A 12211-nucleotide genomic window follows, 5' to 3' on the forward strand; every position below is an offset into this window, starting at 1 on the left:
CCGGCTGTCCCGCATCTATCAGGAGGAACTCCCCATGATTCCATTTCATACGCGCCTGCTCGGCGCCGCCGTCGCGCTGACGCTCGCGACCGCCGTTCCGGCACTCGCGCAGCAGCTCGAACTCAAGGTGATGGCGCCGGCCGCGCCCGGCGGCGGATGGGATCAGACCGCGCGGGCGATGCAGCAGGCGCTGGTCGCCGCCGGTGTCGCGCGCAGTGTCCAGGTCACCAATGTGGCGGGTGCCGGCGGCAGCGTCGGCATCGCGCAGTTCGTCAATGGCGCCAAGGGCGACGGCAACCAGCTGATGGTGAACGGTTTTGTGATGGTCGGCGCGCTCGCCATGAACAAGTCGCCGGTGACGCTCGACCAGGTGACGCCGATCGCGCGCCTCACCGAGGAGATCCAGGTCATCGTGGTGCCCGCGAATTCGCCGCTCAAGACGGCGCAGGATCTGGCCGCCGCCGTCAAGGCCGACATCGCCAAGGTGACCTTTGCCGGCGGTTCGGCCGGCGGCGTCGATCACATCATGGCGGCGCTGTTCGCCGGCACGATCGGCGCCGACGCGAAAAAGATAAACTACATTCCGTTTTCCGGCGGCGGCGAGTCGCTGGCGGCCATTCTCGGCGGCAAGGTCACCGCGGGCATTTCGGGCCTCAGCGAATATGACGGCCAGATCAAGTCCGGCAAACTGCGCGCGCTCGGCGTGACCTCGGAAAAGCGGATTCCCGGCGTCGATATTCCGACCTTCAAGGAGCAGGGGATTGATCTCGTGCTGGCCAACTGGCGCTCGGTGATGGCGCCTCCCGGCATCACGCCCGAACAGAAGAAGACGCTCAGCGATGCCGTGGAGAAGATGGTCAAGTCCGACGCCTGGAAGGCCATCCTGAAGCAGAAGGGCTGGGACGACGCCTGGCTCGGCGGCGATGCGTTCGCGGATTTCCTCAAGAAGGAAACTGTGCGCGTCACCGACGTGCTGAAGTCGGTCGGCCTCGTCAAATCATGAGCGAACTGCCGCAGGGATCGGCATCGCGGCGCGTCGATCCCGCTGGTATCGTCATTGCCGTGGTGCTCGCAGGTCTGGCCGCGGTGCTGGTATGGGACGCGAGCCAGCTGCAATCCAATAATCCCTACGGCATGGGACCCCACGTGATGCCTGTCGTCATCGCCGCCGGGCTCGGCATTCTCGCGATCGGCAATCTGGTCGAGGCGCTGCGCGGCCATCTGCCGGCGCGCGAGAGCGCCGATCCAAAGGCGGTGTGGCTCATTCTCGGCGGGTTGGCGCTGCTGATCGCCATCATCGGCCTCGGCGGCGGCTTCATCCCGGCGACCACGGCGCTGTTCGCCACCACGGCGACGGCCTTCGGGCGGCGCGCCATTCTCACCGACCTCGCCATCGGCTTCGTCCTGACCACCCTGATCTATCTCGCCTTCAGCCGGCTGCTGACGTTGAGCCTTCCCGCCGGCCCGCTGGAAAGGCTGTTCTGATGGACGCCTTCTTCGCGCTCGCCAACGGCATGGCTGTCGCGCTCCAGCCCCTGAACCTGCTCTATGCGCTGATCGGCGTGCTGCTCGGCACCGCGGTCGGCGTGCTGCCCGGCATCGGCCCCGCGCTCACCGTCGCGTTGTTGCTGCCGGTGACCTACAAGCTCGATCCCGGCGGTTCGCTGATCATGTTCGCCGGGATCTATTACGGCGGCATGTATGGCGGATCGACCACTGCCATCCTCATCAACACGCCCGGCGAGAGCGCCTCGATGGCGACTGCGCTGGAAGGCAACAAAATGGCAAAAGCCGGCCGCGGCGGCCCGGCGCTGGCGACGGCGGCGATCGGCTCGTTCGTCGCCGGCACCATCGCCACCATTGGTCTCGCCTTTCTGGCGCCGTGGCTGGTCGACTTCGCGGTCAATTTCGGGCCGGAAGATTATTTTGCGTTGATGTGCGTGGCGTTCGTGACGGTGTCGGCCACCTTCGGAAGTTCACCGATCCGCGGATTGACCAGCCTGTTCATCGGCCTGACGCTCGGGCTTGTCGGTATCGACAAGCTCACCGGCCAGGCCCGGCTCGCGTTCGGCATCCCCGAGCTGCTCGATGGCGTCGAGGTGACGACGCTGGCGGTCGGCCTGTTCGCGGTGGGGGAGGCGCTCTACGTGGTATCGCGCCGTCATCACTCCGAGGAAAAGCTCGAGCCGGTGCGCGGCTCGCTGTGGATGACGAAGCAGGACTGGCAACGGTCATGGAAGCCGTGGCTGCGCGGCACCATGATTGGGTTTCCGATCGGCGCCTTGCCGGCCGGCGGCGCGGAGATTCCAACTTTCCTGTCCTATTCCACCGAGAAGCGTCTGACAAAATATCCGGAGGAATTCGGCAAGGGCGCGATCGAAGGCGTCGCGGGACCTGAAGCCGCCAACAACGCGTCCGCCGCGGGCACGCTGGTGCCCTTGCTGACATTGGGACTTCCGACCTCGGCGACCGCCGCGATGATGCTGGCGGGCTTTCAACAATATGGACTCAATCCGGGGCCGCTGTTGTTCGCCGAGCGGCCCGAACTGGTGTGGGGCCTGATCGCCAGCCTGTTCATCGCCAACGTCATGCTGCTGGTGCTCAATCTGCCGCTGGTCGGCCTGTGGGTGAAGCTGCTGGCGATCCCGCAGCCATGGCTTTACGCCGGCATTCTGGTGTTCGCGACCACGGGCACCATTGCCGCAAAACCGTCGGTGGTCGAGTTGTCGATGCTGGCCGGCTTCGGCGTGATGGGCTTCCTGATGCGCCGGTTCGATTTTCCGATCGCGCCGGTCGTGATCGGCCTGATCCTCGGGCCGATCGCCGAAAGCCAGCTGCGCCGGGCGATGTCGATCAGCCTCGGCGATCCCATGGCGCTGCTGCAAAGCCCCATGTCGGCGACGCTGCTCGCCATCGCGCTGATCGCGCTGGTGGCGCCGTTCGTGATGCAGGGGCTCGGGCGATTCAGGGCGAACGAGGATTAGGTCCGCTACAATCCGACGAATCCACGCAGCCTCGTCACGGTTTCGGCGGCGTCCTTGGCTTCCTCGGTGGTCAGGACGGTGATCTCGCCGGTACGCCGGTGCACGACGCTGTGATGGATGGTCGCGCCGGAGGCACCGTCCTTTTCCGACTTCACCGCGATGTCGTCGATATCGGCAAGCGCGAATTCGACGGGCTTCTTGTTCCACAGCAGCAATTTTTTCTGCAGCGTCGCCTTGCCGCAATCCTTGTCGAGCGTCAGTGTCGTCGAGCCCGCCTTGAGTACGAGCTTGCCCGGAATTTCCTCAATCTGTTTCATGACAGGTCCCCTCGCTTCCAAGTGAACTCGACCAATCCCGACTCTCCGATTGATGGTAGCCAACGCGCTCGTTGCAGCGGCGCGTTACTCTGCGGCGATTTCGTGCGGCGCCCTCTGGCCCGAGCGGACATCCTCGTTGTCTTGTCGGGGAAGCCCGGCGAACCGGCGCAACGCCTCGGCCATCTGCACACGCCCGCTGACGCCGGTGATGACGACGTCGACCATGGTGAGCGACGAGTGGAAATGGCCGCGCGCCTTGAGCTGCTCGACCGGCACGCCGGCGGCAGCCAGCGCTTCGGCATAGGCCACACCCTCGTCGCGCAGCGGATCGAACTCGCAGGTCGCCACCAATGCCGGCGGCAGGCCCTCGAGTTTGCCGCGCAGCGGCGACACGCGCGGATCGGTCCGGTCATCAGGCGAACAATACAGATCCCAGAACCAGAACATCAGCGAGCGCGTCAGGAAATAGCCGGTCGCATTGTCGGTGTAGGAAGGACGATCGAACCTGCAGTCGGTGACCGGGCACACCAGCAGCTGGCCGGAGATATCGGGGCCACCGCGGTCGCGCGCCAGCTGGCAGGTGACGGCGGCGAGGTTGGCGCCGGCGCTCCAGCCCGCGACCATCACCGCCTCGGTCGTGCCGCCGAGCTCGGCCGCATGCTCGGCGATCCACCGCGTCGCGGCATAGGCATCCTCGGCCGCGGCCGGGAAGCGGTGTTCCGGCGCGTGCCTGTAACCGACGCTGACGAAGATCATGCCGCTGCGCCGGCACAGGTCGCGGCAGAACGGATCGTCGGATTGCTCGTCACCCAGCACCCAGCCGCCGCCATGGAAATAGACCACGATCGGATGCGGCCCGGGCGTCGCCGGCCGGTAGAGACGGTAGGGCAGTTGACCGTCGGCGCCGGGCAGGGTGCCATCGACGACATCGCCGACCGGCCGGCCCGCCGGACGGGCCTTGTTGAACTCATTGACGAAGTCGCGCGCTCCCTGAGCTCCGAGCGACTCGATGGGCGGCAACTGCATCTGCGCCAGCATGCCCAGCACCAGCCGCACGTCGGGCTGCAGCCGAACGACCTCGCCGTCGTTGCATTGCCCGGCGACGCCGGGGCCGGTCAGCCTGAAACCGAGCATGCCGCGGCTGACCACCTCGTTGCAGATGCTGCGGTAGGGGCCGACGCCGCCGGTATAGGGCATCACGCCCAGCGCCTTGCCGGGGACGTTGGCGCCCGTGTACCAGGTATTCGCCAGCCGGTGCAGCGTCAGCGATGCACAGTCGGCCATGTGTTGCGCCCAGCCGGCCTGCGCGGTGTCCGTCGCTTCGACGGTGGTGAAGCCGGCCTCCCGCATCGCCATCAGGCGGTCGACCACCCAGTCGACATGCTGCTCGATCGACACCGCCATGTTCGACAGCACCGACGGGCTGCCGGGGCCTGTGATCATGAACAAATTGGGGAAGCCGGCCACGGTGAGGCCGAGATAGGTTTGCGGCCCGCTGGCCCAGACGTCGGACAGCGACTTGCCGCCGCGGCCGGTGATCGGGTGAACCGCCATGATCGCGCCGGTCATGGCGTCGAAGCCGGTGGCGAACACGATCACATCGACGTCGAAGCTGCGCTTGTCCGTTTTGATACCGGAGGCGGTGATCGCGGTGATCGGCTCCTGCCGCAGGTTCACCAGCGTGACGTTGCGACGGTTGAAGGTGGCGTAGTAGTTGGTATCGAGGCAAGGACGCTTGGCCCCGAACGGATGGTCGTAAGGGCTCAGCGCCGCCGCCGTGTCGGGATCCGTGACGGTGGCGCGGATCTTGTTGCGGATCAGCTCCGCAAGCAGCGCGTTGCCCTCGAGGTCGACGCCCTGGTCGGCCCACAACTGGGTCAACATGTAGACGAGATCGCCGGCGGCCCATGCCTGCTCGAACCGCTCGCGGCGCTCGGCATCGCTCAATTGCCAGCTCACCGCGGTTTGTTGCGGCCACGGAACGCCCGCCAGCGACCAGCGCGCCTGCTCGCGGTAGCCGGCGCGATCGGCTTGCAGCAGACTGACGCGATCGGCCGGCGCCGGACCATTGTGCGCGGGCAGGGCGAAGTTCGGCGTGCGCTGGAACACCGTCAGATGCGCCGCCTGTTCGGCGATGACGGGGATCGACTGGATCCCGGACGATCCCGTACCGATCACCGCGACGCGTTTGCCGGCGAGCTCGACCTCGTGATGCGGCCAGCGGCCGGTGAAGTAGACCTCGCCCTTGAAATCCTTGACGCCATCGATCTCCGGCGGCTTTGGCGCGGAGAGACAGCCGGTCGCCATGATGTAGAAGCGGCAGGATACCGTCGCGCCGCTGCTGGTCGCGAGTTGCCAGCGTTCGGCGGCCTCATCCCATGTCGCCGCCGTGATTTTGGTGCCAAAGCGGATGTCGCGCCGGAGATCATGGCGGTCGGCGACGAAGCCGAGGTAGCGCAGGATTTCGGGTTGGGTGGCGTATTTCTCCGACCATTGCCACGCGCTCTCCAGCTCCGGATCGAAAGTGTAGCTGTAGTCGATGGTCTGGATGTCGCAGCGCGCGCCGGGATACCGGTTCCAGTACCAGGTGCCGCCGACGTCGCCGGCCTCCTCCAGCACCACCGTGGTGAAGCCGGCCTTGCGCAAGCGGTGCAGCAGGTACAGCCCGGCAAATCCGGCACCGACCACCGCGACATCGACTTGTTGCGTCGTGCCGCCGCCGGTCGCTCCCAAAGAAGATGCTGCGGCCACTGCGTCTGGCATGCCACCCTCCCGTGCTTATATTTTTGCCGCAGGCTACATCCGCGCACCCGGTCTGTCATCAGGACAATTGCAATCTTCGGTGGCCGGCGCACGCCGCGACAGTTGAATCCGCCGTTCATCAAGATTAAATTTGCTGGCGACTGTTGTGCAACCTCCCGCCACGGGAAACCTTCGGCTAATCTGTCAGTTGGAAGGCCCGGGAACACTGGAAGGGTTTTGGACATGAAGAAAGCAGTATTGGCGTTGGTGACCGCTGCCGTCGTCGGCTTCACTGCCCTGGCGGCTCCGTCACCGGCTGAAGCGCATTGGCGGGGGCGGGGTTTTGGTCCTGGATTGGCGGGCGGACTGATCGCGGGGGCGCTGATCAGCGGCATCGCGTCGAGCGCTTACGCCTATGGCCCGGGCTACGGTTATTATGGCGGCTATGCGCCCGCCTATTACGGTGGCTATGCGCCGGCGTATTATGGCGGTTACGCCCCGGTCTACGGTTATGCCCCGGCCTATTATGGCGGCTACTACGCCCCGGCCTATTATCCCCGGGTCCGGCGCGTGATCCGCCCCGGCTACGCCTATTACGGCGGACCAAGGTACTACGGAGCGCGCTACTACGGCGGCGGACCGCGGTATCATCGCGCGTATCGTCGTTGGTGATCGCCAGTCGCAGCCGGGTTACCCCAACTCGAAGGTGGTGACGCCGAATATTCGTTCCAATCGCAACGGCGGGATCGCGCCCGTATACATGCGCGCGGTTTCGAATACTCGCGCGAGTCCGAGGTCTTGCGCCAGCGCGATCCCGTCGCGGTTCACGCCGGGAACATCGAGAAAGATCTCGCCGCCGCCGACGTCGGCCAGCAAGGCCGACAAGATCAATTCGGCGGTGGCGCGGTCGTCTGCCACCAGCGGGCCGATCTTGCGGCCCTTTCGGCATGGACGGATCACGCCCCAGCCGGCAAGCCTGCCGTCGCGCACGATGGCGCGGCCGAGATGTCCTGATGATCCGATCCAGGCGCGCAGGAACGCGGAGCGCGGCGCCGGAAACACGGTTGCGTCATACACCTCGATGGCCGCCAACGGGACTTCGGTCAACGCGATGACACCCGCTGGCGGCGCATCCGGTGGCGTGACGGTGCCGCCGTAACGGACATTCGCATAAGCGAGCTCGAAGCCGGATTTCCTGTAATTCTGCTGTTGCGCCACCACGCCATCGAGTCCGATCACGCGCGAGCCGGCGTGCGCGATGGCTGCGTTCCAGATCCGCAGTCCGAAGCCGCGGCCGCGCAAATCCTCGCGCACGATATAGAAACCGAGGAAAGCAAAGCCCGCGCCGTAATTGATGCAGGAGACGGTGGCGGCGGGAGCGCCTTCGAACTCGCCGATGAAGAAGCCTTGATCGGCGGCGGCGAAGCAGACGTCGTCGGCGAGGCCCGGGTTCCAGCCTTCGGCCGCGGCCCAGTTCACCGCTATCGCGATTTCGTCCGGCCGCATCGGCCGGATGCGCAAACCGTCGATGGTGGGCGATCCTGCGGATGAACTCATAACCAATATGACCACGGGTGCAGCGTTGATGGCAACCACGGGCTCTGTCCGCTTGAGCAAGATCCGCTCCATGGAACCCCGAAATGCTGGAACGTCCCTCCGATCCAGTTGTTGAAGCGTATCGACAATTACATGGAGGACATGATGACCAATCGTCTTGCCGTTTCAATCGTTGCTGCGTCGCTGCTCGCATCGAGCGCCGCATTCGCCCAATCGACCACCGTTGAGGGCGCGCGGGGTGGTGCCGCGGCAGGTGGCGCCGTCGCCGGTCCGGTCGGCGAGGCCGTCGGCGGGACCGTCGGTGCTGCGGTTGGTCTCGGTCTGGAAATTCCCAACGCCGTGATCACCTCGATTCAAGGCGAGCGCGCGCCATCGGTGACCGTTCGCGAGAGAATCGTGGTCGGCGAGCCGCTGCCGGCGAGCGTGGAACTGCGGACAGTTCCGAGCCACACCGAATATCGCTACGCCGTGGTCAATGACCGGCGGGTGATCGTCGAGCCGCGCACCCGCAAGATCATCAAGATCATCGACTGACCCAACCCAAGCGATAGAACATCAATCGATCCTCGCGGGGACTTTTCCCCGCGGGGATCTGCGTCAGGGCTGTCTTGCGAGGCGCGATCGTCCGATGATCCAGCCGATACCGGCAGCGAGGGCGAGGCCGGCGCAGGCCGCCAGTGCATCGACCACGAAATCCGACCATCTGGCGTGTCGTCCCGGCGCCCAGAACTGCAGGATCTCGATCAGCCCGATCAGCGCGACCGCCATCGTTGCCGTCAGCAGCCGGCGCTGCGGATAGGCGAGGCCGAAGGCGAGCCCGATCAGGACGAAGGCAAGCGCATGCTCGCCGTCCTGTCCAAGATCGGAATGCGGTCGCAGCCCCGCCGGTCCCAGCGTGGCGAACGCCACGGCGGCGGCCAGCAGCCAGGCGAGCATTTTGAGGATGATGGTCATCGTCACCGGATAACACGTTTGCTGGCCGGATATCTCGCAGATGCGAAGTCGCGATGTGCCTTGGTTAATGCCGAATCCTACAGCGCTTCCCGCACGCCGAGGCCGAGCATGAAGCGTTCCCTGATCTGCACCGGATCCCGGCGGGTGGCGCCGACGCCGGGCTTGTCGTCGATGCGCACCCCGATCAGGGTAGGTCCGGATGCCCTGAGCGATTGATCGACCAGACGCTCGAAGTCTTCCTCGTCGGCTGCCCACGCGCTGCTGGAAAGACCGGAGGCTGCGGCGATGGCGACAATATCCGCCACCGCGGCGGCAGGGGTCGGTTGTGCGCCGGTGATCTGGTAGATGCCGTTGTCCATCACGATCATGGTGAGGTTTTTCGGTGCCAGCGTCGCGATGGTCGAAAGGCAGCCCATCTGCATCAGCAACGAACCGTCGCCCTCGAGCCCGAAGACGCGGCGCTGCGGCTGCGCCAGCGCGACGCCGAGCGCGATCGGGAAGCCGAGGCCCATGCTGCCGAGCATGTAGAAGTTCTGCGGACGATGGCCGGCGGCCCACAGATCGAAGTTGGTATTGCCGATGCCGCTGATCACGGCTTCCTCGTGCTTCAGCTTCGCGACCAGCCGCGAGGTGATGTCGAACCGGTTCATCACCTTGGTGTTGCGGGCAGGCAGGTTGGTGGCCGTGTTCATGGCTTCACTCACTTGTCGAAGACTTTGCCGCCGGTCAGTAGCGGCGACAGGATCAGCGCCACCGGCGCCTGCGTGGTGATGGCCTGCTTGATCGACCGATCGAGGATGAATTCGAACTCGTCGAGTCGGGTGCAGGTGTGATGCTCCATCGCCAGCGAATCCAGCACCGGCCGCATGGTGCGGCAGACCAGCGCCTGGCCGTAATTGAATTCGCCGAGCGTGCCGCGCTCCGTGACGAACATGATCAGCGGAATCTGGTAGGGCATCGCCAGCGAGGCCAGCACGTTGGCCAGCGTGGCGAAGCCGGACGTCTGCATCAGCACGGCGCCGCGCATGCCGGCCATCCAGGCGCCGGCGACGATGCCGACGGCCTCTTCCTCACGCGCGGTGGGGAACGCGGTGAAGAACGGATCGGCATGGATGTTCCTGATCAGCGTCGTCAGGATGCGGTCGGGGACGTAGGGCACCAGCCGGATGTCGTTGTGCTTGAGCGCTTGCAGCGCCATCTCGTGCCAGCTCTTCTCCTGAGAAGGTTGGGATACTGTCGGTGCCTCGGCAGCCGCCATCGAACTATTCCTTGTTTCGCGACGATTTTTCGTTCGCGATATGATCGCAGCCGCCCCGTCGTCGCGCCGAAACTTGACGCGATCTCAAGGATTGTCAACATGCGCTGACCATATGCATGATCGGCACCTCCTGGCGATGCCTTGCCTATCCTTTGCCTATCCCTTGGGTATGCTGGCGTGTGATAAGAGAAATAGAAATAGCGAATATCGGGGAGGGATGTCATGCGCAGCTGGTCATCCCCGCCACCAATCCCGCAATACCAAGGCTTCCCGAACTGAAAGATCGATCAGCAATGTCCGTGAACAACAAGCGCGTGTTCTACGTCAAATACCTGGCACATCCGATCTATGCCGAAATGCTGGCGGCGCGGCCGGATGTGCGGCTCGACCGGATCGAGAACGAGAGCCCCGAGGAATTGTTCGCGCCCATCCTGGCCGAAGCGCACGCCTATCAGATCGGCGCGGCGCGCGACGAACTTGCACCGCATTTCCACGCCCATGCCGACCTGCTGAAACGCGCGCCGAATCTGCTGATCGTTTCGAGCAATGGCGCCGGCTATGACCCTGTCGACGTCGAGGCCTGTACCGCGGCGGGTGTACTGGTCGTCAACCAGACGGGCGGTAACGCCCATTCCGTCGCCGAGCACGCGCTCGGCATGCTGCTCACTCTGTCAAAGCGCATCATCGAGGCCGACCGCGCGTTGCGGCGCGATCCCAATGTGAACCGCAACTCCCTGATCGGCACCGAGGCGCAGGGCAAGACCATCGGCATCGTCGGGCTCGGCAATGTCGGCCGCCGCATCGCCGAACTCTGCAAGGGCCTGCTCGGCATGAGGGTGCTGGCCTATGACCCCTACCTGTCGGCAACCGAGATGGCGGCGCGCGGCGGCGAAAAGGTCGAACTCGACGACCTCCTGCGCGCCTCCGATTATGTCTCGATCAATTGTCCGCTGGCCAGGGACACGCGTGGCATGATCGGCGCGCGCCAATTCGCGCTGATGCAGCCGCATGCCTATTACATCACCACGGCGAGGGGCTTCATCCATGATGAAGCCGCGCTGTTTGAGGCGCTCCGCGACAAGCGCATCGCCGGTGCGGGCCTCGACGTCTGGGACAAGGAGCCGCCGCCGCCGGGCCATCCGCTGCTGCAATTCGACAACGTGCTGGCAAGCCCGCACACCGCGGGGGTGACCAGGGAGGCGCGGGCCAATATGGGCAAGATCGCTGCCGAGCAGATGCTCGGTGCGCTCGACGGCAAGCGGCCGCCGCGCCTGATCAACCCCGAGGTGTGGCCTGCTTACGCCAAGCGCTTTGAACGGGCGTTCGGGTTTATGCCGGGATAGTCAACAAATAGGCCCCGCCCTCGGCATGAACCAATCTTGCCTTCGGCGAGCGCTTCGTGGTTTGGGTGTTTCGCGATCGAGACTCGAATGAATATTGTCAACCGCGTCTCTTCGGAATGCGGCCGCCCCGAACAGCGGAAAAGCTAGCCTGGTGAAATCCGGTCGCCTCGGGTGAAGACTTCAAACCCGTCGGCGCGTGCGATCGCCGCCAACGTAATGCCCGCATCATTCGCTAGACGGACCGCCAATGCGGTCGGCGCCGATACCGACACGATGACTGTTGCGCCGATCACCGAGGTTTTCTGCACCATCTCGACGGAAACGCGGCTGGTCAGAACCACAATTCCATCACTTCCCCTGACGTTATCCCGCGAGAGTGCGCCAGCGAGCTTGTCCAGCGCATTGTGACGACCGACGTCTTCCCGCAGTGCGACGACGCCCCGGCAGGATTGCCAAAAGGCCGCAGCATGAAGCGCGCGGGTCTCGATGTTCAGTTTCTGCAGCGGCGGAATGCTTTGCACCGCTTCCATGATCTGCCCCGCGGAAAACCTTCGGCCATGACCGACGATGTTTGCAGGACGAATCGACTCCGCGAGCGATTCGATGCCGCATATCCCGCAGCCGGTCGGCCCCGCAAGGCGTCGGCGGCGCTCCCTGAGCCGCTGTGAATTGCCGCCAGCGAGCCACATTCGAAGTTCGACGCCATCGCGCGAGGGAACGAGATCGATGGATTTTATATCGGCGGCGCTGCGGACGACCCCCTCCGTCAGACTGAAGCCAATTGCGAAGTCCTCCAGGTCGTCCGGCGTTGCCATCATGACCGCATACGTGCCGCCATCATAGACCACGGCCACGGGAGTTTCTTCCGGAAGAAGTCGCTCCGCGCCGTAGCGCAAGCCGTTGCGCCAGATCTCTCGATGCACGTTCCGTATCGGAGTCGTCGCGAACATCTGGTCCACTGTTTCGGAGAGGATCCGGATCCGGCGGGTTGCCGACAATCCGACGCTCAAGGTCGTCTTGGAATTTTCAGACAAGTGATACTTGAATGGCGAAGCA

13 protein-coding genes are annotated in these 12211 nt (G+C 64.8%); 6 read left to right on the forward strand and 7 right to left on the reverse strand.

Annotated features, from left to right (window positions below; translation table 11 throughout):
• Positions 1–34 precede the first annotated feature (34 nt).
• Genes Q7U29_RS21700 through Q7U29_RS21710 form a run of 3 tightly spaced genes read left to right on the forward strand, consistent with a single transcriptional unit; the run spans position 35 to position 2984 of the window.
• Complete coding sequence (locus Q7U29_RS21700; RefSeq protein ID WP_304744740.1) at positions 35–1003, forward strand: tripartite tricarboxylate transporter substrate binding protein; 969 nt, start codon at positions 35–37, stop codon at positions 1001–1003.
• Entirely contained in the window at positions 1000–1485 is a 486-nt protein-coding gene (locus Q7U29_RS21705; RefSeq protein WP_304744659.1) for a tripartite tricarboxylate transporter TctB family protein, read from the forward strand. Before Q7U29_RS21700 ends, Q7U29_RS21705 begins: the two co-directional genes overlap by 4 nt.
• Positions 1485–2984 carry a tripartite tricarboxylate transporter permease gene (locus tag Q7U29_RS21710; RefSeq protein WP_304744661.1) on the forward strand — a complete coding sequence of 500 codons (1500 nt, stop codon included), beginning with the start codon at positions 1485–1487 and terminating at the stop codon, positions 2982–2984. Before Q7U29_RS21705 ends, Q7U29_RS21710 begins: the two co-directional genes overlap by 1 nt.
• 5 nt (positions 2985–2989) lie before the next feature.
• Here Q7U29_RS21710 and Q7U29_RS21715 read toward each other — a convergent pair whose 3' ends face one another.
• Together Q7U29_RS21715 and Q7U29_RS21720 are read right to left on the reverse strand one after the other, a co-directional pair.
• Positions 2990–3301 (reverse strand): hypothetical protein, encoded by a 312-nt coding sequence (locus tag Q7U29_RS21715; protein ID WP_304744663.1) that lies wholly within the window; start codon positions 3299–3301, stop codon positions 2990–2992.
• Positions 3302–3385: 84 nt separating this feature from the next.
• The gene (locus tag Q7U29_RS21720) at positions 3386–6064 is read right to left on the reverse strand and encodes an alpha/beta hydrolase fold domain-containing protein (protein ID WP_304744665.1); all 2679 of its coding nucleotides are present in this window, start codon (positions 6062–6064) and stop codon (positions 3386–3388) included.
• A 222-nt stretch (positions 6065–6286) separates the two neighbouring features.
• Between Q7U29_RS21720 and Q7U29_RS21725 the strand changes: the two genes are divergently transcribed.
• Positions 6287–6715, forward strand: a complete 429-nt coding sequence (locus Q7U29_RS21725; protein WP_304744667.1) for a hypothetical protein — start codon at positions 6287–6289, stop codon at positions 6713–6715.
• Positions 6716–6733: 18 nt separating this feature from the next.
• On the opposite strand, the gene Q7U29_RS21730 is transcribed toward Q7U29_RS21725, so the two are convergent.
• Positions 6734–7573, reverse strand: coding sequence for a GNAT family N-acetyltransferase (locus Q7U29_RS21730; RefSeq protein ID WP_304744742.1), 840 nt, complete (start codon positions 7571–7573; stop codon positions 6734–6736).
• Between the two features lie 171 nt (positions 7574–7744).
• On the opposite strand from Q7U29_RS21730, the gene Q7U29_RS21735 reads away from it, so the two are divergent.
• Positions 7745–8134, forward strand: coding sequence for a DUF1236 domain-containing protein (locus tag Q7U29_RS21735; RefSeq protein ID WP_304744669.1), 390 nt, complete (start codon positions 7745–7747; stop codon positions 8132–8134).
• 63 nt (positions 8135–8197) lie between these two features.
• On the opposite strand, the gene Q7U29_RS21740 is transcribed toward Q7U29_RS21735, so the two are convergent.
• The 3 genes from Q7U29_RS21740 to Q7U29_RS21750 form a co-directional block, all read right to left on the reverse strand.
• Positions 8198–8554: a VanZ family protein gene (locus Q7U29_RS21740; protein WP_304744744.1), complete on the reverse strand. Its 357-nt coding sequence runs from the start codon at positions 8552–8554 to the stop codon at positions 8198–8200.
• 77 nt (positions 8555–8631) lie between these two features.
• The gene (locus tag Q7U29_RS21745) at positions 8632–9246 is read right to left on the reverse strand and encodes a thiamine pyrophosphate-dependent enzyme (RefSeq protein ID WP_304744671.1); all 615 of its coding nucleotides are present in this window, start codon (positions 9244–9246) and stop codon (positions 8632–8634) included.
• A gap of 8 nt (positions 9247–9254) precedes the next feature.
• Positions 9255–9812 carry a thiamine pyrophosphate-binding protein gene (locus tag Q7U29_RS21750; RefSeq protein ID WP_304744673.1) on the reverse strand — a complete coding sequence of 186 codons (558 nt, stop codon included), beginning with the start codon at positions 9810–9812 and terminating at the stop codon, positions 9255–9257.
• A 293-nt stretch (positions 9813–10105) separates the two neighbouring features.
• Between Q7U29_RS21750 and Q7U29_RS21755 the strand changes: the two genes are divergently transcribed.
• Complete coding sequence (locus tag Q7U29_RS21755) at positions 10106–11155, forward strand: hydroxyacid dehydrogenase (RefSeq protein ID WP_304744675.1); 1050 nt, start codon at positions 10106–10108, stop codon at positions 11153–11155.
• Between the two features lie 143 nt (positions 11156–11298).
• Here the strand turns inward: Q7U29_RS21755 and fdhD are convergent, their stop codons facing one another.
• Positions 11299–12105, reverse strand: coding sequence for a formate dehydrogenase accessory sulfurtransferase FdhD (gene fdhD / locus Q7U29_RS21760; RefSeq protein WP_304744746.1), 807 nt, complete (start codon positions 12103–12105; stop codon positions 11299–11301).
• Positions 12106–12211: the final 106 nt, after the last annotated feature.

It is taken from the genome of Bradyrhizobium sp. (assembly GCF_030654605.1).
Taxonomy (GTDB): Bacteria; Pseudomonadota; Alphaproteobacteria; order Rhizobiales; family Xanthobacteraceae; genus Bradyrhizobium.

Coding starts and splice junctions, on each gene's coding strand:
- fdhD (WP_304744746.1), bottom strand. CDS start 12,105: ATGTTCGCGACGACTCCGATACGGAACGTGCATCGAGAGATCTGGCGC.
- Q7U29_RS21735 (WP_304744669.1), top strand. CDS start 7,745: ATGACCAATCGTCTTGCCGTTTCAATCGTTGCTGCGTCGCTGCTCGCA.
- Q7U29_RS21710 (WP_304744661.1), top strand. CDS start 1,485: ATGGACGCCTTCTTCGCGCTCGCCAACGGCATGGCTGTCGCGCTCCAG.
- Q7U29_RS21715 (WP_304744663.1), bottom strand. CDS start 3,301: ATGAAACAGATTGAGGAAATTCCGGGCAAGCTCGTACTCAAGGCGGGC.
- Q7U29_RS21705 (WP_304744659.1), top strand. CDS start 1,000: ATGAGCGAACTGCCGCAGGGATCGGCATCGCGGCGCGTCGATCCCGCT.
- Q7U29_RS21720 (WP_304744665.1), bottom strand. CDS start 6,064: ATGCCAGACGCAGTGGCCGCAGCATCTTCTTTGGGAGCGACCGGCGGC.
- Q7U29_RS21745 (WP_304744671.1), bottom strand. CDS start 9,246: ATGAACACGGCCACCAACCTGCCTGCCCGCAACACCAAGGTGATGAAC.
- Q7U29_RS21725 (WP_304744667.1), top strand. CDS start 6,287: ATGAAGAAAGCAGTATTGGCGTTGGTGACCGCTGCCGTCGTCGGCTTC.
- Q7U29_RS21740 (WP_304744744.1), bottom strand. CDS start 8,554: ATGACCATCATCCTCAAAATGCTCGCCTGGCTGCTGGCCGCCGCCGTG.
- Q7U29_RS21750 (WP_304744673.1), bottom strand. CDS start 9,812: ATGGCGGCTGCCGAGGCACCGACAGTATCCCAACCTTCTCAGGAGAAG.
- Q7U29_RS21700 (WP_304744740.1), top strand. CDS start 35: ATGATTCCATTTCATACGCGCCTGCTCGGCGCCGCCGTCGCGCTGACG.
- Q7U29_RS21755 (WP_304744675.1), top strand. CDS start 10,106: ATGTCCGTGAACAACAAGCGCGTGTTCTACGTCAAATACCTGGCACAT.